This window comes from Polynucleobacter ibericus, from assembly GCF_018687955.1.
GTDB lineage: Bacteria > Pseudomonadota > Gammaproteobacteria > Burkholderiales > Burkholderiaceae > Polynucleobacter > Polynucleobacter ibericus.
In genome coordinates this window covers 459,895-481,703 of record NZ_CP061309.1, presented here as the reverse complement: position 1 = coordinate 481,703, position 21,809 = coordinate 459,895, and the positions used below count along the sequence as shown (strand labels likewise).

Annotated in this window: 20 protein-coding genes and 1 tRNA gene; 12 read left to right on the top strand and 9 right to left on the bottom strand. The window is 46.2% G+C overall.

The features are described from left to right. Positions 1 to 171 precede the first annotated feature (171 nt). The 3 genes from dapD to prmB are packed head-to-tail and all read left to right on the top strand — an operon-like array spanning position 172 to position 3,110. Positions 172 to 999, top strand: coding sequence for a 2,3,4,5-tetrahydropyridine-2,6-dicarboxylate N-succinyltransferase (gene dapD / locus AOC20_RS02585; protein WP_068322474.1), 828 nt, complete (start codon positions 172 to 174; stop codon positions 997 to 999). Between the two features lie 9 nt (positions 1,000 to 1,008). After that, complete coding sequence (gene dapE, locus AOC20_RS02580; protein ID WP_215361192.1) at positions 1,009 to 2,160, top strand: succinyl-diaminopimelate desuccinylase; 1,152 nt, start codon at positions 1,009 to 1,011, stop codon at positions 2,158 to 2,160. A gap of 53 nt (positions 2,161 to 2,213) precedes the next feature. Beyond that, the gene (prmB, locus tag AOC20_RS02575) at positions 2,214 to 3,110 is read left to right on the top strand and encodes a 50S ribosomal protein L3 N(5)-glutamine methyltransferase (RefSeq protein ID WP_215361191.1); all 897 of its coding nucleotides are present in this window, start codon (positions 2,214 to 2,216) and stop codon (positions 3,108 to 3,110) included. Here prmB and radA read toward each other — a convergent pair whose 3' ends face one another. The 3 genes from radA to AOC20_RS02560 form a co-directional block, all read right to left on the bottom strand. Further along, positions 3,111 to 4,475, bottom strand: a complete 1,365-nt coding sequence (gene radA, locus AOC20_RS02570; protein WP_215361190.1) for a DNA repair protein RadA — start codon at positions 4,473 to 4,475, stop codon at positions 3,111 to 3,113. 38 nt (positions 4,476 to 4,513) lie between these two features. Further along, positions 4,514 to 4,945: a hypothetical protein gene (locus AOC20_RS02565; protein ID WP_251373137.1), complete on the bottom strand. Its 432-nt coding sequence runs from the start codon at positions 4,943 to 4,945 to the stop codon at positions 4,514 to 4,516. Positions 4,946 to 5,019: 74 nt separating this feature from the next. Then, positions 5,020 to 6,861, bottom strand: coding sequence for a potassium transporter Kup (locus AOC20_RS02560; RefSeq protein ID WP_433915468.1), 1,842 nt, complete (start codon positions 6,859 to 6,861; stop codon positions 5,020 to 5,022). A 257-nt stretch (positions 6,862 to 7,118) separates the two neighbouring features. Here AOC20_RS02560 and AOC20_RS02555 point away from each other — a divergent pair. Beyond that, positions 7,119 to 7,195 (top strand) — tRNA-Met (locus AOC20_RS02555). Positions 7,196 to 7,304: 109 nt separating this feature from the next. Here AOC20_RS02555 and AOC20_RS02550 read toward each other — a convergent pair. From AOC20_RS02550 to AOC20_RS02530, 5 genes are all read right to left on the bottom strand, one after another. Then, on the bottom strand, positions 7,305 to 7,676 hold the full coding sequence (locus AOC20_RS02550) for a glycine zipper family protein (protein ID WP_215361183.1): 372 nt from the start codon (positions 7,674 to 7,676) through the stop codon (positions 7,305 to 7,307). Positions 7,677 to 7,704: 28 nt separating this feature from the next. After that, complete coding sequence (locus AOC20_RS02545) at positions 7,705 to 10,098, bottom strand: DNA internalization-related competence protein ComEC/Rec2 (RefSeq protein WP_251373136.1); 2,394 nt, start codon at positions 10,096 to 10,098, stop codon at positions 7,705 to 7,707. Between the two features lie 79 nt (positions 10,099 to 10,177). Beyond that, positions 10,178 to 11,017, bottom strand: a complete 840-nt coding sequence (locus AOC20_RS02540) for a TatD family hydrolase (protein ID WP_215362118.1) — start codon at positions 11,015 to 11,017, stop codon at positions 10,178 to 10,180. Between the two features lie 11 nt (positions 11,018 to 11,028). Then, entirely contained in the window at positions 11,029 to 11,724 is a 696-nt protein-coding gene (locus AOC20_RS02535; protein WP_215361175.1) for an ABC transporter ATP-binding protein, read from the bottom strand. Continuing rightward, entirely contained in the window at positions 11,717 to 12,979 is a 1,263-nt protein-coding gene (locus AOC20_RS02530; RefSeq protein ID WP_215361173.1) for a lipoprotein-releasing ABC transporter permease subunit, read from the bottom strand. Before AOC20_RS02530 ends, AOC20_RS02535 begins: the two co-directional genes overlap by 8 nt. 67 nt (positions 12,980 to 13,046) lie before the next feature. On the opposite strand from AOC20_RS02530, the gene AOC20_RS02525 reads away from it, so the two are divergent. The 4 genes from AOC20_RS02525 (at position 13,047) to lysS (ending at position 18,486) form a co-directional block, all read left to right on the top strand. Continuing rightward, positions 13,047 to 14,006, top strand: a complete 960-nt coding sequence (locus AOC20_RS02525; RefSeq protein WP_251373135.1) for a hypothetical protein — start codon at positions 13,047 to 13,049, stop codon at positions 14,004 to 14,006. After that, a complete protein-coding gene (gene recJ / locus AOC20_RS02520; RefSeq protein WP_215361169.1) occupies positions 14,003 to 15,763 on the top strand; it encodes a single-stranded-DNA-specific exonuclease RecJ in 1,761 nt (586 codons plus the stop codon). The genes AOC20_RS02525 and recJ overlap by 4 nt, the downstream gene beginning before the upstream one ends. 34 nt (positions 15,764 to 15,797) lie before the next feature. Further along, positions 15,798 to 16,902 (top strand): peptide chain release factor 2 gene (prfB, locus tag AOC20_RS02515; RefSeq protein WP_215361168.1). Its coding sequence is split into 2 segments (ribosomal slippage): positions 15,798 to 15,878 and positions 15,880 to 16,902, totalling 1,104 coding nucleotides; the frame shifts between segments, so codons are not numbered across the junction. A gap of 33 nt (positions 16,903 to 16,935) precedes the next feature. Beyond that, the gene (gene lysS, locus AOC20_RS02510; RefSeq protein WP_215361165.1) at positions 16,936 to 18,486 is read left to right on the top strand and encodes a lysine--tRNA ligase; all 1,551 of its coding nucleotides are present in this window, start codon (positions 16,936 to 16,938) and stop codon (positions 18,484 to 18,486) included. A gap of 80 nt (positions 18,487 to 18,566) precedes the next feature. Here lysS and AOC20_RS02505 read toward each other — a convergent pair whose 3' ends face one another. Then, positions 18,567 to 19,043 (bottom strand): disulfide bond formation protein B, encoded by a 477-nt coding sequence (locus tag AOC20_RS02505; RefSeq protein WP_215361163.1) that lies wholly within the window; start codon positions 19,041 to 19,043, stop codon positions 18,567 to 18,569. A 167-nt stretch (positions 19,044 to 19,210) separates the two neighbouring features. Between AOC20_RS02505 and AOC20_RS02500 the strand changes: the two genes are divergently transcribed. The 4 genes from AOC20_RS02500 to AOC20_RS02485 all read left to right on the top strand — a co-directional run bounded on the left by AOC20_RS02500 (position 19,211) and on the right by AOC20_RS02485 (position 21,800). Next, positions 19,211 to 19,987: a ferredoxin--NADP reductase gene (locus AOC20_RS02500; RefSeq protein WP_215348661.1), complete on the top strand. Its 777-nt coding sequence runs from the start codon at positions 19,211 to 19,213 to the stop codon at positions 19,985 to 19,987. Between the two features lie 113 nt (positions 19,988 to 20,100). Beyond that, complete coding sequence (locus tag AOC20_RS02495; protein WP_215362335.1) at positions 20,101 to 20,265, top strand: hypothetical protein; 165 nt, start codon at positions 20,101 to 20,103, stop codon at positions 20,263 to 20,265. 15 nt (positions 20,266 to 20,280) lie between these two features. After that, the gene (locus AOC20_RS02490) at positions 20,281 to 21,075 is read left to right on the top strand and encodes a sulfite exporter TauE/SafE family protein (RefSeq protein ID WP_215361161.1); all 795 of its coding nucleotides are present in this window, start codon (positions 20,281 to 20,283) and stop codon (positions 21,073 to 21,075) included. After that, positions 21,072 to 21,800 (top strand): phosphoadenylyl-sulfate reductase, encoded by a 729-nt coding sequence (locus AOC20_RS02485; protein ID WP_215361159.1) that lies wholly within the window; start codon positions 21,072 to 21,074, stop codon positions 21,798 to 21,800. Before AOC20_RS02490 ends, AOC20_RS02485 begins: the two co-directional genes overlap by 4 nt. Positions 21,801 to 21,809: the final 9 nt, after the last annotated feature.

Genomic DNA, 21,809 nt, shown 5'->3' with positions numbered 1-21,809 from the left:
GTACTTTGCAGGGAAAAAAGAGGTTCAAATAAGGGGGTGAAAATTAAAGCTAAAGTGGGAAGATGATAGCAAGCTCTTGCCTACTTAGACGCGTTTTTGCCCCATCTATATAATGATTAATCTACCCTCAGGGACAAAATCCCTTAACAATCTGATAGTTAACTAAAAAGCATGAGCCAATCACCACAAAACATCATTGAACAAGCCTGGGAAAACCGCGCAAACCTCTCTCCAGATAGCGCCCCCGGGGATGTCCGTAATGCCGTAAATGCCGTCTTAGAGGGTCTTAATGCCGGCACTATTCGCGTAGCTGAGCGCCGCGATGTAGGCAAATGGGAAGTAAATCAATGGGTTAAGAAGGCCGTTTTGCTCTCTTTCCGCCTGGAAGACAATAAACCAATGAGTGCTGGGGGGTTTACCCAGTTTTACGACAAGGTTCCTAGTAAGTTTGAAAACTACACTGCCGCCGACTTTGCTGCCGGCGGATTTCGCGTAGTTCCTCCTGCTGTAGCACGCCGCGGCTCATTTATTGGCAAAAATGCTGTTTTAATGCCTTCCTACGTCAATATTGGCGCCTATGTAGGCGAAGGCACCATGGTGGACACCTGGGCAACTGTCGGCTCTTGTGCCCAAATCGGCAAAAACGTACACCTCTCTGGTGGCGTTGGCATCGGTGGTGTTTTGGAGCCAATCCAGGCTGGTCCAGTCATTATTGAAGACAACTGCTTCATCGGCGCCCGCTCTGAGGTGGTTGAAGGTGTTGTTATCGAAGAAAATGCTGTTTTGTCGATGGGTGTCTATATTGGCCAAAGCACCAAGATCTACGATCGTGAAACTGGTGAAGTTCACTACGGTCGTGTTCCAGCCGGTTCAGTAGTTGTGCCAGGCTCACTTCCCTCGGCTTGCGGTAAGTACAGCTTGTATGCAGCAATCATTGTGAAGAAGGTTGATGCCCAAACACGAGCAAAGACTGCCATTAACGAATTACTCCGCGACTAAGTAAAGCCTATGAGCGCCACACTTGAGCTCACTGAAGCTCTCATTGCCTGCCATTCCGTAACGCCAGCTGATGGTGGCTGCCAAGATTTAATTACAAAGCGTCTGCAAGCAATTGGTTTTCATACTGAGAGTGTTGTGAGTGGTCCTGAAAATTTTCAGGTAACCAACTTGTGGGCAATCAAAAAAGGTCTGGGTGGCGATCAAGGCAAAGTCTTGGTATTCGCTGGTCACACTGACGTAGTACCAACAGGTCCATTAGAAAAGTGGACGAGCAATCCTTTTGCTCCAACAATTCGTGACGGCATGCTCTATGGGCGTGGTGCAGCGGATATGAAAACCTCTCTCGCTGGCTTTGTAGTAGCTACAGAAGAATTTGTCACCGCGCACCCAGATCATCAAGGCTCCATTGCCTTCTTGATTACTAGTGACGAAGAAGGTCCTGCCAATGATGGCACCGTCATCATGTGTGAGCGTTTACAAAAGCAAGGTCAACGTTTGGACTATTGCATCATCGGTGAACCGACTTCGGTTGATCAACTTGGTGACATGATTAAGAATGGTCGTCGCGGATCCTTATCCGGCAAACTCAAAGTAAAAGGTATTCAGGCACATATCGCCTACCCTCACCTTGGCAAGAATCCTATTCATCTATCTGCGCCAGCAATTACCGCATTAGTTGAAACTGAGTGGGATAAAGGTAATGAATACTTCCAACCTACAAGTTTTCAGATTTCGAATGTACATGCAGGCACTGGCGCAAATAATGTCATCCCTGGTGAGTTGGTCGTGGACTTTAATTTCCGCTTCTCTACCGAAAGCAAACCAGAGCAATTGCGTGAGCGCTTAGAAAAGATTCTGAAAGATGCTGGTCTAGAATTTGAGATCGATTGGGTATTGGGTGGTAGCCCATTCATCACCGGTGATGGTGCTCTAGCAGGTGCACTACGCACAGCTATCAAAGCAGAAACCAATATTGATACAGAACTCTCCACTACTGGTGGCACTAGTGATGGACGTTTTATCGCCAAGATCTGCAAAGAAGTTGTAGAGTTTGGCCCCCTCAATGCAACAAGCCACAAAATTGATGAGTGCGTCATTGTTGATGATGTGGTGCCACTCAAAAATATCTATCGCAAGACGCTCGAGCAGTTAATTGCCTAAGTACTTACTTGCTTAATTGCGTACCGCCATTTTCTCTAAAGACCTCCTCCATCATGGACCCTGAGCCTCAGCAACAAATTACAGTTAACCAGTGCATCGATCTGATTGCACAGAAGCTTAGCGCAGCCAATCTGCATTACGGTCATGGTGCAATCGATGCACAAAGTGAGGCTTTATGGATTGTGAGCAAGCAACTCAATCTCAGCCCTACCGACGCCCTTGAGCACTTGGAAGACGCTATTTCAGCAGAACTCCAACAAAAGTCAGCAGTCGTAGCAGATACCAGGATCTCCACACGCAAACCGCTTGCTTACATCTTGGGTGAAGCATGGCTCATGGGTGTGCCGTTTTTCTGCAGCGAGCAAAGCATTGTTCCGCGCTCTTGGATTGCAGAGCTCATCGTTGATGGCTCTTTGGAGCCTTGGTTGCCAGCCGACGGTAAAGCGCTTGATCTTTGTACTGGCAATGGCTCGCTGGCCATTCTCTTGGCGCTCTCATGCCCAGACATTCATGTGAGCGCCTGCGATATCAGCATGCCTGCACTCTCCGTAGCAGCACGCAATGTTGATCGTCATAGCTTGAGCTCTCAAGTAGAGCTATTGAATGGTGACCTGTGGGATGCGCTACCCGAACCCAATGAAGACAATCTCTTCGATCTCATTATTTGCAATCCGCCTTATGTGAATGCCACTTCAATGAGCGCACTCCCTGCGGAATATCACGCGGAACCAGAGTTAGCTTTAGCAGGTGGTGATGATGGCATGGATATCATCAGACGCATTATTGCCCTTGCACCTGACTACCTTTCAGAACGTGGCGCAATCTTGCTCGAGATAGGTAATGAGTATGAGAACTTCAAAAAAGCATTCCCACAAATTCCGGCTATCTGGATGGAAGTATCTGCCGGTGAAGAGCAGGTCTTATTGATTCAAGCAGAAGATCTGCGCTAATTAACTAAGTTCTGCTGCAGCTGCAATTGCCTGATCGATGCGCTCAACTGGAATTACTTTTAACCCTGGGATCTTGTTCTTAGGCATATTGGCTTTTGGAATGATGGCCACTGTGAAGCCTAGCTTTGCAGCTTCCTTTAAGCGCTCTTGGCCACGAGGGCAAGGACGAATCTCTCCGGCCAAACCAACCTCACCAAACACAATTAACTCTTTAGGTAGTGCGCGGTTGCGAATCGACGATTGAATCGCGAGCAAGACAGCCAAGTCAGCCGCTGGTTCAGAAATTTTGACACCGCCAACTGCATTCAAGAAAACATCCTGATCAAAACAAGCAACGCCAGCGTGACGATGCAATACCGCTAACAGCATTGCTAGGCGAGCTTGCTCTAAGCCGACTGCTAAACGACGGGGATTAGGGACATGCGCCGTATCTACCAGAGCCTGAATCTCTACCAACAAAGGGCGACTACCTTCTTGTGTAACTAATACGCAAGCACCCGGAACCATTTGCTCGTGTTGCGATAAGAAGATAGCTGATGGATTAGTAACGCCACGTAGACCTTTTTCAGTCATAGCGAACACACCTAGCTCATTCACAGCGCCAAAGCGATTCTTAATAGAACGGACTAAGCGGAAAGATGAATGGGTGTCGCCTTCAAAATACAAAACGGTATCGACAATATGCTCAAGCACTCGAGGACCAGCAAGATGACCATCCTTGGTGACGTGACCCACCATCAATACGCAGATTCCACTCGATTTAGCGGCTCTGGTTAATTGGGCTGCGCACTCGCGCACTTGGGCTACCGAACCCGGAGCTGAACTCAACACCTCTGAATACAAAGTCTGAATAGAGTCCACTACCAATACCTGCGGCTTCACGGTATCCATAATAGAGATCAGTTTTTCTAACTGAATTTCTGCCAAAACTTCCAGTTGCGGAGCGTCTAATGCAATACGTTTAGCGCGTAAGGCAATCTGGGCAGCAGATTCTTCACCACTGCTATAGAGCACATTCATACCAGCAGAACTCATCTCCGCCAATGCCTGTAGTAGTAATGTAGATTTACCAATCCCAGGATCACCACCGAGCAGTACAACTCCGCCAGGTACTAAGCCACCGCCAAGCACACGATCAAACTCCTCGACACCCGTACTAAACCTCGGGAGATCTTCCGCGCTAATGGCGGATAACTTTTGTCTTGGCAATGATTGTGCCAAGCCCTGAAAACGAGCATTGGATGTGGTTTCGGGCAGACCTTCTTCCAGAGTATTCCAAGCCTGACAAGACGGGCACTGACCCTGCCACTTAGCAGAGGTGCCGCCACAAGACTGGCAGATATAAACTGTTTTGACTTTAGCCAAGAGTTACCTAAATGAATATAAAAATAAATGGGGAGAAATTAATCGAGCTGAGTGCCCGCTTTATTTTCTTGTGCGCGTTTAGGCGCATCTTTACGACGTTGCTCTAAGTCAGCCGCTCGTACTGCAGCATCTTTTTGTTTCTGCTCAAACTCGCGTTGATTGGCGGCTCGTTCCGCAGCTTTTTCTGGTGATGCACGCTCAGCAGCACGTTTAATATCTTCCTGATTTTTCAAGCTCTCACGAAGCTTACGCTGCACTTCATGCAAAGCGACTTCTTGCGTACGAATTGGATCAATTTCTTTGCGATAGTCTGCCCTGGCATCTTTGATACAAGAATTAACCCAATACTTTTGGTAGCACTCGGAAGATGCTTTACCCCAACGGTATTTAGCCCACTCACGCTGAAGCTCAAGCTCTTGCTCAATCTTATCTAATTGCTCAAGCTCGGCCTCTTCTGCGGGAGTGGCCACTACAATGCCACTCAACGCAGTAGATAACAAAAATATTGAGATGAATATCTTTGATTGGAGCAAAAGACTTTTTCTCAAATCTCGACCTTTGCGCCCAATTCAACTAAGCGGTTTGCAGGGATCTTAAAGAAGTCAGACTGGCGTCCAGCATTTTGATACATCCAACAGAACAGTTTTTCACGCCAGACGGCCATTCCTGGAACACTCGTTGAAACAATCGTATCACGCGATAAAAAGAAGGAGGTGTTCATTAAATCAAACTTGAGATCGGATGATGTCTGGATCAATTCAATAATCTGACCCATATCTGGGGTCTCGTTAAAGCCATACACCGCACGCACTACATAAATTCCATTTCCAAGATCCCGCAGAGTAATACGCTCGCTATCTTTTACGTATGGCACATCCCAGATGCTTACCTTTAAGAAAAATACTCTTTCATGTAATACATGGTTATGTTTTAAGTTGTGCAGAAAAGAGACTGGCAAATAATCCACGTGTGCAGTTAAGAAGATTGCAGTTCCCTCTACCCGATGAGGAGGATGCATCATCAATGAGTCAATAAAACTCTTTAATTCAATGCCGTTATTCATGGCATTCTGACGCAAAATCTTACGCCCCTGATACCAGGTCATCAAGAATAGGAAGCAAACAGCGCCTAACAATAATGGGAACCAGCCACCTTCCATGATTTTTAATAGATTGGCGGTTAAGAAAGCCAAATCGACTACTAAGAAAGCGCCAATTACTAAAGCAACCAACAGAGAGTTCCAGCGCCATACAACACGCATCACGATTGCTGCCAAGAAAGTTGTCACAATCATAGTGGTTGTCACGGCGATACCATAGGCAGCAGCCAGGTTCGCTGATTGCTTAAACGCCAACACTACAGCAATCACCAGAATCAACAGCACCCAATTCACTAGCGGCATATAGATCTGTCCAATTTCTCTGTCAGAGGTATGGCGCACCTTCATGCGAGGTAAAAAGCCCAGCAAAATTGCCTGACTGGTCATTGAGAAAGCGCCTGATATAACTGCTTGTGAAGCAATAACAGTTGCTGAAGTAGCCAAAATGACCAACGGAAATACCAAGAACTCAGGCACCATCAAGAAAAATGGATTCGTGATGGTTTCTGGATCATTCAAAAACATTGCACCCTGTCCGAAGTAATTCAGGAGCAAGCAAGGCATCACAATAAAGAACCAACCCATACGAATAGGCTTGAGTCCAAAGTGACCCATATCAGCATACAAAGCTTCTGCACCAGTCAATACTAGGAAGACTGCGCCCAAAACGATAAAGCCTTGTAATGAGTGCTCAATCAGAAAGCTAATCGCATACATTGGATTAATAGCTGCAAAAATCGCTGGGTTCTGAATAACCTGATGTACACCCATCACGCCAATAGCAACAAACCAGAGGATCATGATGGGACCAAACAGCTTTCCAACTAGATCAGTGCCTGTCTTCTGGATAAAAAAGAGGATAACTAAAATAAAAATGGTGATTGGTATGACATACCGAGTGAGATCAGGTGAAATTACCTCCAGACCTTCAACTGCAGATAAAACCGAAATCGCTGGCGTAATGATGGCATCACCATAAAACATACAGGCGCCGAACACTCCGGCCATGATGATGAGCAATGATCGCTTAGAGTTAGCAGGCGCTGTTCTTAATGCCAAAGCCATGAGAGCCAGAATGCCGCCCTCACCATGATTGTTTGCACGCATCACAAACAAAACATATTTAAGTGAGACCACAATCGCAAAAGCCCAGAACACCATGGAGATCACTCCATAGACTGCATCCGTTGAAAACGGAATACCGTGCTCAGGACTAAAACATTCTTTTAATGCGTATAGAGGGCTAGTGCCGATATCGCCGAAGACTATCCCGATAGCAGCAAACATCAACGAAATTGAAGCGCCCTTTTTATGAGGGTGATCCTCTCGAGAAATCTCTACAGGTCTTAATAAGGATGACTCTGAAAACTCTGGATTGCTAACGGACATTAATAAACCCTAAGGTGATGTTGCGTGGCAATATGTTACTCCTTGCTGGCACTCATTAAAACGAGAATTTCTTCCTAAAAACGCCTTATTTATGCGTTATTTACAGGAATGCCTCGACAGAGACCCCCAAAAAATGGTAGAATTTCAGCTTCAGACGCGGGGTGGAGCAGTCTGGCAGCTCGTCGGGCTCATAACCCGAAGGTCGTAGGTTCAAATCCTGCCCCCGCAACCAAGAATTACGTACTAAGCCCTTAATTTTTAAGGGCTTTTTGCTTTTCTGGGCATTAAAAAAGCCCGATTTCTCAGGCTTTTTAGCGATCTAAGGATGATTGAGGGCAGTTTTAGTTCAAAACCTTATACCCACGGCCACTCAAACATCTCTTTACAACAGCCTCCTGGGCCTGATTTCCTGTAAACGCACCTCCTGCACCACCAATCACGGCACCAGCTCCAGCAGCCTGAACAATGCCCGTTGTATTACCACCAGTAACCAGACCCAGTAGGCCGCCTACAACAGCGCCAGCGCCAGCACCTTTTGCAGCAGTTCCACCCATACCAGATTGCTGCTGAGCATAAGCCTGGCAATCACTTAAATCTTTCTCATAAGCAGCTTCATTCACGCCCTTCATATCTACGAGGGGTCGCACATTCGCTCCAGCACAACCAACTGTAATAGCAACAACCAAAGAAGATAAGGCGAGTAGCTTATTCATATGCAAATCCTTTTATTCAATTCGACATCTAGCGATGCCATAGTCGTTTTATATCATGCCTCAAAAATTGTGTCGAAGGCTTTGCATTATTTTTAAATAACCAAGTCTGAGCTCCAGTTTCTGGAGTTTGATAAAAAGGAATCTCCAAAACCTTATAACGCGTCTTGACATCGGGATGCGGATGCCCATAGCGATTTCGATACCCATTTTGTGCGAAAGCCTGATCAGGCTCTAATCGTTTTAATAACTCTAATGATGAAGAGGTTTTGCTTCCATGGTGTGGCGCCATCAATATCAATTCTCGCTTACCAATCTCTCGCAACATTGCAGAATCTAAACGCTCAGTAATTTCAGCTTCACCTTGCTTTTCTACGTCGCCAGTTAACCACAGTGAGCTTTCCTGATTGCGCACTTCAAGGGTACAACTCATTTCATTTGGCTTACCTGGATATTGTTCAGAAAATACCGTTTCTTCATGGGGATGCCAAATCACAAATTCCACACCATCCCATACCCAGCGTTGTCCAAAGCGACAAGGAATAGCAGGGATCTTTCTTGCCTCTAAGTTTTGTAACAGTGGATTAGCGCTAGGTAAGGATCCCATCATAGATTCAAATTGAATGTGCTTTAGAAGGGTTGCTGCACCACCAACGTGGTCACTATCGCTATGACTAATCACCATGCGATCAATCTGATGAATTCCCCTCCCCCGCAAATACGGAAGAATAATTCTCTGTCCTGCATCATCCTTTTTTCCCTGAATGGGACCAGTGTCATATAGCAATTTTTTATTAGCAGTCTCAATGAGAACCGCAGTCCCCTGCCCAATATCTAAAACGTTTGCTCTAAATTCTCCTTGACCAAGATTTGCATTCCATTGGGTCGGCCAAAAAAATAAAGGTGCGGATAAGGCGATGGCAATGAATCTCCGCTTCCATGTTTTACTAATATCCCCAGGATGAATGGCATACACAATTCCAGAACCAGAAATAAGTAGCATCCACCACTCAGGCTGCCTCGACCAAGCGACAGCCCAACTCCAGCTTGCCATCCATTCGAGGGCAATTGTCAAATATTCCATTGAGGCATGGGCTAGCCATAATAGCCAACGGCCAATAAATTCTGGCAACAAGGAACCTGTAATCGCTAGCGGTGTCACGATATAACTCACCAGTGGGATAGCGAATGCATTTGCCAATGGCGAAACGAGGGAGACTTGATAAAACCAAAACAAAGTAAATGGTAGTAATGCCAAGGTAACAACAACCTGTACCCGACAGGCTTCACGTAGAGCCTGTAATGCACGGCATGTCCAGTGCACCTCTAACTCTTTGCCAGTAGGAATTCCCAATAAACCAGAGGAATTCCCCATGGCATACAAAATGGCAGCTACTGCACCAAAAGATAACCAAAAACCGGGGGTGTAAGGCGCCATGGGATCGATGAGCAATACAAATGCTAGAGCCCACCACCAAATATCAAATGAACGGGGATTTCTGCCAGTCCATAAAGCAAATGCGACTACTCCGACCATATACATTGTTCTTTGTGCCGGAATCTGAAAGCCCGCCAACCATGCGTAAATAAACGCAGTGACAAATCCCGATACAGCCGCCACTTTGCTGACGGGTGCAATGAGAGGCCAAGTACGTCGACGCCAGATAAATGCAGCGAATGAAGCCCCTACACCCGCCAACATAGTGACGTGTAGTCCTGATATCGATATCAGATGCCCAATACCAGTTGCGTTAAACACCTGCCAGTCATCTTGGTTGATCGCATTTTGATCGCCCATCACCAAAGCTACCAAGACGCCTGCATAACGCGCATCTGCTGGGAGCATGGTCAGAATCTTTTTTCGTAAGTGCCAACGCGTAAGCTCAATACGCAACTCAAATTCAGTCCAAGCAATATCTTTCGCATTTAATAACTCCCCAGACCTTACTGAGCCACTAGCACCAAAATCTTGATGAAAGGACCATCGTTCAAAATCAAAGGTATAGGAGTTCAGTGAGCCGTAGGGGCGCTTGAGCTTAGCCTTCAGTTTCCAGCGTTGACCTGGAATGATCTCAGGGATATCTTGAGGATTTCTCCAGGCCGGCTGCCAACCTAGATAAATTTTCTTTGGGAATTGAGCGAGAGCTTCTCTTCCAGAGATAGCATGGTCTACTTCAAATGCAAACTTAGCACCTGATGAATTACTTTGCGGTAATGCTGCGACCCTACCCTCAAGAGTAAATTCTTTGCCTTCTAACTCTATGGCAAGAATATTCTCCAAGCGCTTCTCAGCATAGTGCGCATTCCATGCAAACCCCAACGTAAATAGTAAGCCTATGATGGCAAGCTTTTTTGTTAGTGCGGATTGATGGGCAAAGTAAATTACTGACAAACACAGAGTGCTGACTGCTATGCAGATAAACACCCAATCTCCTGGAACTTGCGGCAAAAGGAGAAGGAGTGATCCCCCGGCGATAAACGCCGTAATAGCTAAGCGCAATGAATTAAGGTGCTAGATTGAGATTGGGTAGATCAGCGCAGAGAGCCGACCAGCGGGGCAATACCTGCATTGCATTACTCCAAACCGCAGAAGCAAACTCAGCATCACCAACCCCTCGAATTGCGGCTAATTCTCTTGCAATTCTCTCCACAAAAGCGGGTTCGTTAAAGGCAATACCCTCCGCCCTTAACCATGCTGGCGGAATATCTGGTGCATCCGTTTCAGTAACGATGCTATCAATAGGCAATTCTTTTAGGAGTCTGCGGATTTGTAATGCTCGCTCGTAAGTTGCTGCGCCGCCAAATCCTAGCTTAAAACCAAGCTCGATAAATTGCTCTGCCTGTTGAAAGCTGCCATTAAAAGCATGGGCAATTCCACTGGGGATGTTTCGACGACGTAAAGCCTTCAATATCGCATCTTGTGAGCGACGAACATGCAAAATTACAGGTAACTGATATTTCTGCGCTAAATCCAATTGAGCATTAAAGAAAAATTCTTGCTTGTGCGGATCTAAGTCTTCCACAAAATAATCCAGACCGATTTCACCAACCCCCACAAAGCGTGGATCGGCTAGCGAGTCAATGATGTGCTTCTCGAGAATCTCAATATCACCCTCTTGAGCTTGATTGGTATAGAGGGGATGTACCCCCACCAGGGTGTAGACCAAACCGGGAATTTGTTGGCCATACTGATGGGCGAGCTCTTTTACATGGGAGCAGTCCGCTACTTTAACTGCAGGCAGAAGAATTGCCTTGACGTTGCTGCCAGCGGCTCTCTGAATAACTAAATCCAATGAGCTCGCGAACTCAGGAGCATCTAAATGGCAATGGGTATCGATCCACATGGGATGTCCACTCATACTGAAAATGTCTTTAATACTCCACGCTCTAAATGCAATATACGATCGCAACGTTTAGCGCGCACTGGATCATGTGTCACGATCACAAAGGCTGTACCTTGATCGCGAGCAATATCTAACATCAAATCAAATACGCCATCAGCAGTCTCTGTATCCAGATTGCCGGTTGGCTCGTCTGCTAGGACGCAAGCCGGATTACCCACCAAGGCGCGAGCAACTGCAACACGCTGACGCTCTCCACCAGATAATTCTCCGGGGGTATGGAGTTCACGGCTAGATAAGCCTACTGCTTTAAGCATATTGCTGGCTCGGTCCATAGACTCGTCATTACTCAGCCCACGAATACGCAAAGGAAGAGCCACATTCTCAACAGCGCTAAATTCATCTAGGAGATGATGAAATTGATATATAAAGCCTAGGCTATGGTTGCGCAGCTGATCTAACTTTTTTACTGATAAGTTATTCAAATTAGAGCCGGCTAAAATTACAGAACCAGCGCTCGGATTATCTAAACCGCCCAAGAGATGCAGCAAAGTACTCTTCCCGGAACCTGAGGAGCCAACAATAGCCACCTTCTCTGATGGAGAAACATCCAAATCAATCGCCTTAAGAACCTCAACTGCAGTAGGTCCTTGGCCATAGGTCTTGGCCAAGCCTCTCGCTTTAAGGACCAAATTTTCTGTATTACTCATAGCGCAGAGCCTCCGCAGGTTGTACTTTGGCCGCACGACGACTTGGGTACAAGGTTGCCAACACGGATAGACCAAAAGCCATTAAGCCTACAGTAAATACATCACTAGCTCTAACATCAGAAGGCAACTCACTAATAAAATACACCTCGCGTGGCAAGAACTGCACACGGAAGATCGCTTCAATAACCGGCACAATGACATCAATATTGAGAGCAATCAATAAGCCAAGTGCGACCCCCGCTAGAGAGCCGAGTAATCCAATAGAGAGGCCCTGAATTAAAAAGATTCTTTGAATCAGCCCAGGGCTTGCACCCATTGTCCTCAGAATGGCAATATCAGCCTGCTTCTCATTTACTGTCATCACCAAGGTCGACACTAAGTTAAAAGCAGCGACTGCAATAATCAAAGTCAGAATGATGAACATCATTTTCTTTTCGGTCTGAACGGCAGCAAACCAATTGCGATTAGATCTTGACCAATCAGTTACCCAAAGTGCCTGAGGAACAATGGCTGCCAGCTCATTAGCAACTTGCGGAGCCCGCTGCATATCATCAACTTTGACACGCAAACCAGACGGATCACGTAAGCGTAACAAGGCGGCGGCGTCCTTCCAGTGCATGATAGCTAAGGAACTGTCGTATTCATAATGTCCACTGTCAACAATGCCTACTACTTGAAGTGCGCGCATGCGTGGCATGGCACCTGCCGGAGTTAAATCACTTTCAGGAACAATTAAGTTAATGCGATCACCAACCCGCGCACCCACAATTGCTGCCAGTTGTGCACCTAGAGCCACGCCAAAACTACCTGGCTTTAAATCATCAATATTGCCAGCGACAAATTGCTTTGGTAAATCAGAAACTTTTCCTTCTTCACTTGGCAAGATGCCACGAATGACCACACCTCTCATCATGTTGTCGCGACTCAGTAAGCCTTGCGAGCTCACCATTGGAGCTACACCGACAATATGGGGTTGCTGTGCTACCTTAAGTGCAAGTGGTTCCCAATTTGCTAAACCTTCTGGAGAAATAATCTCTACATGGGACAACACTGAGAGCATGCGATCACGCACTTCCTTTTGAAAACCGTTCATCACTGAAAGCACCACAATCAGCGAAGCAACACCTAAAGCGATGCCAGCGGTAGAGATTCCGGAAATAAAGGACAGAAAGCCATCACGCTTCCCTACCGTCTTGCGACGCTTAGATCGGGTGTAGCGCAGGCCAATTTCTAGCTCAATAGGGAGTTTCAACATAGCCACAGTTTAGTGAATCGCGCGGGCGATCTGATGGAATACTCAAATGCCACCTAAAATCAGGGGAATGACTACTAATTCGACCCTCTCCAAAGCCGCTCTGCGCCGCTTTACCCTGATGCTTTCAGGGGAAGATGCCTTGGATGATGAAGGCGATATCTCTTGCCCCATCCAAGGCTTGCCCCATGAGCGCTTCTTGCTAGGTGAAAAAGCCCCTTTGGCACCTGTATTACTTCTAGGGCAATCAAAACAAAACATCAATCCAACTGAGTGGATTGCCTGCCTACAGCCAGTTCATCTGCATGCCACTAGAGACCACTTAATTTTGATGGGTCAGAATCAGATTGATCTTACAGCAGAAGAATCTACACAACTCCTCAAAGCGGCGCTTCCTTTTATAGAAGAAGATTTTCAGGGGAACATTCTTTTTGAGAATCGTCACTATTGGTTTATTCCAGCAGGGCCATTTGCTAGCTTAGCTAGTTACAGCGTTGATCAAGCGCATGGTCGCAATATTGATTGGTGGATGCCGCGAGATACCAACGAAGAAGGTATCGCAAAACGCTGGCGCAAACTCCAGAATGAAATTCAGATGCTATGGCATATCGGCCCTGTCAATGAAGAACGGGAGCAACGCGGCATGCCGAGCATTAACTCGCTATGGATTAGCGGTATTGGCAAACTGAATGATGTTCAGACCCCATCCGCCCTGAAGGAGTCACAGCGAATCATTGGTCAACACCCTATACTGTCCGGCTTGGCAAGGCTTTTAGCGCTGCCGCAAGAAACTCAGATTAATGAAAAAAATCTGGGTGGCAGTTTTGCTTGGATTGATCAGCCACAACTAGCATGGCCACAATTAAGTAAAGCACTGCAAGATAAATCGCTAGACGAAGTATTGATCATTGATTTTCCCAATGGTAAAAAACGTGAACGAATCTTGACTGCTAAAGATCTCAATAAAAAATCTTGGGCTTTCTGGAAGAAACCAGAAGTACTTACCTGGAAAGAAATAACTCAAGCATGAGTCTTTTTTCTCAACGCCCTTTTTCCGAGCGCACTGCTACTTGGTTAGCACAAAGTGGTTTACATCCGCTGTTGGCGAGACTGTATGCTGCCAGGGGTTTGCAATCACCAGAAGAACTCTCACTTGATCTAAAGCAGCTACTCTCACCAGTCGAGCTCAAGAATTGCATCGCTACCGCTTCTTTGCTAGCCGATATCCTTGAAAAAAAAGAGCCGATGCTCATCGTTGCTGACTACGACTGCGATGGTGCTACTGCTTGTGCCGTTGGCCTGCGCGGCCTACGCATGCTGGGTGGGCCGGAGACCCCGATTCAGTTTCTAGTCCCAAATCGTTTCACGATGGGCTACGGCCTGACCCCTGAAGTTGTGGAATTGGCTGCACAGCAAAATCCCAAACCAAAATATTTGATTACTGTCGATAACGGTATTGCTAGTGAAGCCGGTGTTGACCGTGCCAAAGAACTAGGTATGGAAGTCATCGTAACTGACCACCATCTTCCTGGAGATCATTTACCCAAAGCTCTGGCAATCGTTAATCCCAATCAACCAGGTTGCACTTTCCCGAGTAAAGCACTCGCCGGTGTTGGCGTCATGTTTTATCTTCTAGTCGCATTACGTGCTGAACTACGTAAGCGCGGAAAATTTACGAATGAGACGCAGCCGAAAGTAGAGAACCTTCTAGACCTCGTCGCTTTGGGTACAGTTGCTGACGTTGCTCAACTGGATCGCAACAATCGAGTATTGGTTTCAAATGGCTTAAAGCGGATTCGTGCGGGAATATCTCAACCCGGGATGCAAGCCCTCTTTCAGGCGGCAACACGTGATCCACGCAAGGCCAATACCTTTGATCTTGGGTTTGCTATCGGCCCCAGACTCAATGCTGCTGGACGTCTAGCGGATATGACCTTAGGCATTCGTCTACTCCTGACCGATAACGCCGATGAAGCAATCAACCTTGCGCATGAGCTCGATCGTATTAATCGTGAGCGCCGCGTGATTGAAACGGGTATGCAAGAAACCGCCCTCTCACATCTTGCTGAAGACCAGCTTGATGGCACCATGGCTGAGCGCACTAGCATTTGTTTATGGAATCCAGAGTGGCATCAAGGTGTAGTGGGTATTGTTGCCTCACGTCTAAAGGAACGCTTTAATCGTCCAGCAATTGTGTTTGCTCCTGCCGATGGCAGCACCGGCGAAGAATTGCGTGGCTCCGGTCGCTCGCTCACCGGCTTTCATTTAAGAGATGCTTTAGATCTGGTATCCAAACGTGAACCTGGGCTCATCTTAAAGTTTGGTGGTCATGCAATGGCTGCAGGCTTAACCATTCGTAAAAGTGATTTTGAAAAGTTTGACGCCTGCTTTCAGGAAGTAGCGAGTAGCTTGCTAACCGACGAATTGCTAGAGCGTCGCCATGCTCATGATGGAGTATTGGAGCTTTCAGAATTTACCCCTGAAATTGGCGACCTCCTCGCCGAAGAGATCTGGGGCCAAGGCTTTCCTCAGCCTGTTTTTTATGGGGAATTTGAGATTACCCAGCAAAGCCTTATGAAAGAAAAGCATTTGCGCCTGATGGTGCGCCCTATTGGGGCAGCAGAGCTCAAGGCAGGCAATAAACCACTCACTGCCGTTTGGTTTAACCACACCCAAAGCTTGCCAGCCAAAGCAAAATTGGCCTACCGTCTAGTCACTGACCGCTACCAAGGCCAAGCCCGTGTACAACTGATGATTGAAGCCCATGATGAGGCCGCCAGCGCCTAAGGGTCCGACGCAATAACCCCCTTATAATTAGGGGATGGAAGCTGAACAACTCAATATTATTTCGAATACCTTGTCCGATCTGCTCACCCGTGAGCAAGCACTTCGGGGGTATCTTTGACTTCGACGTAAAGTCACGTCGTCTTACCGAAGTTAACTCTATTCTGGAAGATCCCACCATTTGGGATGATCAAAAGAAAGCGCAAGCGCTGGGCAAAGAGAAGAAGTTGCTCGATGGCGTAGTTGCCACTCTCACCGATCTTAATACCAACATTACTGGCGCTCTTGAGCTATTCGATATGGCTAAAGAGGAAAGTGATTTTGAAACTATTGCCGCCATTGAGCAAGATGTTGAAAGCTATAGCAAGATCATCGGCGATTTAGAGTTCCGCCGTATGTTCCATAACGAGATGGATTCTTGCAACTGCTTTATTGATATTCAAGCTGGTGCTGGTGGTACTGAAGCCTGCGACTGGGCTAGCATGCTCTATCGTCAATACCTTAAGTATTGCGAACGCAAAGGCTACAAAACAGAAATCCTGGAAGAATCTGATGGCGACGTTGCTGGCATCAAGAGCGCAACCATCAAGGTAGATGGTGAATATGCTTATGGCCATCTCCGCTCAGAAACTGGGGTGCATCGCTTAGTACGTAAATCTCCTTTTGATTCTTCAAACGGTCGTCACACCTCATTCGCCTCTATTTATGTTTACCCAGAGATTGATGATTCGATTGAGATTGATGTTAATCCCGCAGATATTCGTACCGATACCTACCGCGCCTCTGGTGCGGGTGGTCAGCACATTAATAAAACAGACTCAGCGGTCCGCTTAACCCATATTCCAACTGGAATCGTGGTGCAGTGTCAAAACGATCGCAGCCAACACCGCAACCGCGCTGAAGCGATGAGTATGCTCAAGTCACGACTGTATGAACATGAGATGCAAAAGCGTCGTGCCGAGCAAGACAAATTAGAGGCTAGCAAGACTGATGTAGGCTGGGGCCATCAAATCCGCTCCTACGTTCTTGATCAAAGTCGCATTAAAGATTTACGAACTAACGTTGAAATCTCTAATACACAAAAAGTATTAGATGGTGATCTCGATGCCTTTATTGAAGCCAGCCTAAAACAAGGCGTATAACAACCCCACACCCATTACTGCACCACGATAGATATGAACGATAAAACCAACTTAGATGCTGCCCCCGCTACTGAAGTAGTAGATGAGAATCACATCATTGCGGAGCGCCGTGAAAAATTAGCCAAGCTTCGTGCTGGCGGCGTTGCTTTTCCAAATGACTTTGTTCCAACGCATTTGGCGGCAGATTTGCATGCGCACTATGACAGTCTGACCAAAGAAGAACTAGCGGCAAAGAAAGTTCATGTCAAAGTAGCCGGACGTATGGTGCTGAAACGCGTAATGGGTAAGGCAAGCTTTGCAACCATTCAAGATCGCAGTGGACAGATTCAGTTTTATATTAATGATGAACTCAGTGGTGCTGATGTTCATGGTGCATTCAAGCATTGGGATATGGGTGACTTCATCTCTGCTGAAGGCAATCTCTTTAAGACCAATAAAGGGGAGCTATCAGTAGAGTGCAGCAATTTACGCCTCCTCAGCAAATCATTGCGGCCATTGCCAGATAAGTTCCATGGCCTCTCAGACTTAGAGACTAAGTACCGTCAGCGCTATGTGGATTTGATTGTGAATCCCGAAAGCCGCAATACATTTAAAGCGCGTAGTAATGCGATTGCTTCATTACGTCGCCATATGTTAGATGCCGACTTCATGGAAGTTGAAACTCCGATGCTCCACCCTATTCCTGGTGGCGCAGCAGCCAAGCCTTTTATTACTCACCACAACGCACTCGATATGCAAATGTTCTTGCGTATTGCTCCTGAGCTTTACCTCAAGCGTTTAGTGGTTGGTGGTTTTGAGCGTGTCTTTGAAATTAACCGCAACTTCCGCAATGAAGGCGTAAGCCCACGTCATAACCCAGAATTCACGATGATGGAATTCTATGCAGCCTATACAGATTACCGTTGGCTCATGGACTTTACCGAAGGATTAATTCGTGCTGCCGCAATTGATGCACAAGGCACTGCCGTATTGACACATCAAGGCCGCGAGCTTGATCTGAGCAAGCCGTTCCAACGCTTGACCATTACTGAAGCCATATTGAAGTACTGCGGCCAATCAGGTAAGAGCTATGAAGCAGCTCAACTCGAAGATATCAACTTCATTCGCGCTGAATTGAAGAAAGGTGGCGAGAATCCAGACGCACCAACTCTCAAGAACGCAGGGATTGGCGCCCTCCAACTCGCCTTATTTGAATTAGTTACTGAAGAACATCTGTGGGAGCCGACTTACATCATCGACTACCCAATTGAAGTGAGTCCACTCGCAAGAGAATCTGATACTCGCCCAGGCATCACTGAGCGCTTTGAACTCTTTATCACTGGTCGTGAGATTGCCAATGGCTTTTCAGAACTAAACGATGCTGAAGATCAGGCGAATCGCTTCCGTAAGCAAGTAGAGCAAAAAGAGGCTGGTGATGAAGAAGCCATGTACTTCGACCATGACTTCATCCGCGCTCTCGAGTACGGCATGCCTCCAACTGGTGGCTGCGGTATTGGCATCGATCGCTTGGTAATGCTACTAACTGATGCACCTAACATTCGCGATGTCATCCTCTTCCCGCACTTACGTCGCGAAGAAGAGTAAAAATAAAAGCACCCTAGGGTGCTTTTTTATTTCTCAGAAATTGAGGGTAATCGTTTGCCGAGAATCAAATCTTTTATAAGCTAAGGTTTTCTAAAGAAGGTCAGCACCAATACCAATAAGAAAACAGCAAACCACAATAATGACCACTCAGGCACCTGCAATCCTAGAATAGCCGGGAGCTTTGCAGAACATAAACCATCCGCCTTAAATAGCCAAGGTAAGTTTTGTACTAACTGAAATTGATTAATCCAAGTTTCTAATGGATCAATGCCACAAGAAGATTCTGGGTGAGATAAAAGCCAAACTTGGCGAGCCGCAATGGATAAGCCATAAGCGGCAGCTAAAACTGCCAAACCATGAAAGAACTTCCGTAGAGGAGCAATACCCACTGCCAAAAAGCAAAAAATAGCGATGCCCAAATAACCCACTCTTTGCAAAATACAGAGGGGGCAAGGCAAAAAGCTCACACCCTGATAGCCCACTTGCTGCAGGATGACCGCAAATACGACCAAGCTCAAACTCAGAAGCGATAAAAGCAAATAATAGCCATTTCTCATATCTAGATAATAGCTAATGGGCCCATGTGGGTCGATAAATCAATTCTTTATTACTAAAAGTCTGATCTATATCACTACAGAGTCCTATTTTTAGCGGGATTAAGCTCAATATCACGCTCCAAGAATGGGATAATTACCCTTTTGCTATCACCAATTAATACGCATTTATGGCCGCCTACAATACCGAAACCGTTCTGTCAGTTCATCACTGGAATGACACTCTATTTAGCTTTACTACAACCCGCAATAAAGGCTTACGCTTTCGCAGCGGTCACTTCTTGATGATTGGTCTTGAGGTTGAAGGCAAGCCTTTAGTCCGAGCCTACAGCGTTGCTAGCCCGAATTACGAAGAGCATTTAGAGTTCTTGAGCATTAAAGTTCAAGATGGCCCCCTTACCTCCCGACTTCAAAAAATTCAAGTTGGAGACCCCATCTTGGTGAGTGAAAAATCAGTTGGCACATTAGTGTTAGATGATTTAAATCCAGGCAAGCATCTTTACTTATTTAGTACTGGCACTGGACTTGCGCCTTTCATGAGCATTATTCGTGATCCTGAAACATATGAAAAGTTTGAGAAGGTTGTCTTAATTCATGGTGTACGCCTTGTGAGTGAACTCGCGTATGAGGACTACATCAAAAATGAGCTCACACAAGACGAATATCTAGGCGAACTCATTCGTGAAAAGTTGATCTACTACCCAACAGTGACCCGTGAGGCTTTCAAACACACTGGGCGACTCACTACTGCCATTGAATCTGGTCAATTGTTTAAAGACATCGGCCTGCCACCATTAGATCCAGCAGTAGATCGCGCCATGATCTGCGGTAGCCCTTCTATGCTCAAAGAAACTTCTGAGATGCTAGATGCCAAAGGCTTCAAAGTCTCCCCTAGCCTCGGTCAACTTGGTGACTATGTGTTTGAACGTGCTTTCGTAGAAAAGTAATTCAGCCTAGTTCTATATATCTAAAAGTCATTTAGATATCGCTATATATTCCTTGTGAATATATAGACGCCTTGGTAAATTCTCTATAACGAGATATTTACGAAGGAATTGCAATGTCACCAGTTAGAGAGCACTTCAATCCAGTGATCACCAACTTACTGCGTCAGCACGATCGTTTACCCCATGATCAAGTTGAAGAACGCAAAAGCTTTCAACGTCAAATTCTGTTCATCATGAATGCCATCAAACTCGAAGAGTTTGAACAATCATTCGCCTAAATCAGGATTTATCTCATGCTGCAATTTTTTCAAGACTCATCCCAATTTATTATTTCTGGCGCCTTAGTGGGTTTACTGGTGGGAATGACAGGCGTGGGTGGAGGATCGTTAATGACCCCTTTGTTAACCATTATCTTTGGCGTTGCTCCAACAACAGCAGTTGGAACTGATCTAGCATTTGCTGCAATCACCAAAGGCTTTGGCACTGCCGCACACAGACTTCACGGCAATGTTCGTTGGGATATAGTGAAATTGCTATGCATTGGAAGTGTTAGTACAGCGATCCTTTCTATCCTGGCATTAAAGATCATTGGCCCTGTTTCAAAAAACTTTAATCACTTTATTAGCGTCTCTATCGGAATTTCAGTTTTACTTACTGCCATTTCCTTACTCTTTCGAGCTAAGATTCTGGGGTGGGTACAAGCTAATCCAAAATTTTTGCCCAGCGGCTCAAATTTAAAAGTTGCAACTATTGCCGTTGGTGCAGTGATTGGGGTTCTAGTAACGGTATCCTCAATTGGTGCTGGTGCCATTGGCGCTACTCTGATATTAATTCTATATCCACACCTCAAGCCTGCCGAAGTTGCTGGCACTGACATTGCATACGCCGTACCACTTACTGCCCTTGCTGGAATAGGGCACTGGTGGTTGGGTAACGTGCATTTTGATTTATTGTTTGGACTCTTATTGGGCTCTGTTCCAGCCATATGGCTAGGCGCTAAGCTCTCTAGCTCCCTTTCTGAAAAGGCAACTAGAAATACGCTTGCAGCAACCCTCTTTTTAGTTGGAATTAAGCTCGTCTCTTCATGATTACCCCTGAATTTTGGTCTATCCCCCCGAGCACTTTGACTCCTGCTGAGCTTGCCGAGAAATCAATAACCCTCAAGCAACGACTCTTAGACATTTCTAAGCGCTTTTCTGATGTCCGTTTTGCAACCAGCCTTGCCGCTGAAGATATGGTGATTACCGATGCCATTAGTAAAGCTGCTGCATCTATCAAATTATTTACCTTAGCGACCGGTCGTTTACATCAAGAGACTGTTGATATGGTCAAGACTACTGAAGATCGCTACGGTATATCCATTGAAAAGGTTTATCCCAAAGAAGAAGATGTTCAGGGCTTCATCGATCAATACGGTATGAATGGTTTTTATGATGGCGAAGAGCCTAAAAAAGCTTGCTGTGGCGCTCGCAAGATCAAACCACTTAATGCAGCATTACTCGGTGCTGATGCATGGCTGACAGGCCAAAGACGCGAGCAATCGACTACACGTACTGAACTCAATTTAGAAGAATTAGATGATGCGAGAGGTATCGCCAAATTCAATCCTTTATTTGACTGGACTGAATCTGATATCTGGGCTTACATCAAGCAAGAGAACGTTCCTATCCATCCGCTACACCTCAAAGGCTATCCCAGCATAGGCTGCGAGCCTTGCACCCGTGAGGTCAAGAAGGGCGAAGACATTCGTGCTGGACGCTGGTGGTGGCTGCAAAGTGATAGCAAAGAATGTGGCTTACACGTCAACAAATAAAGTATTAAA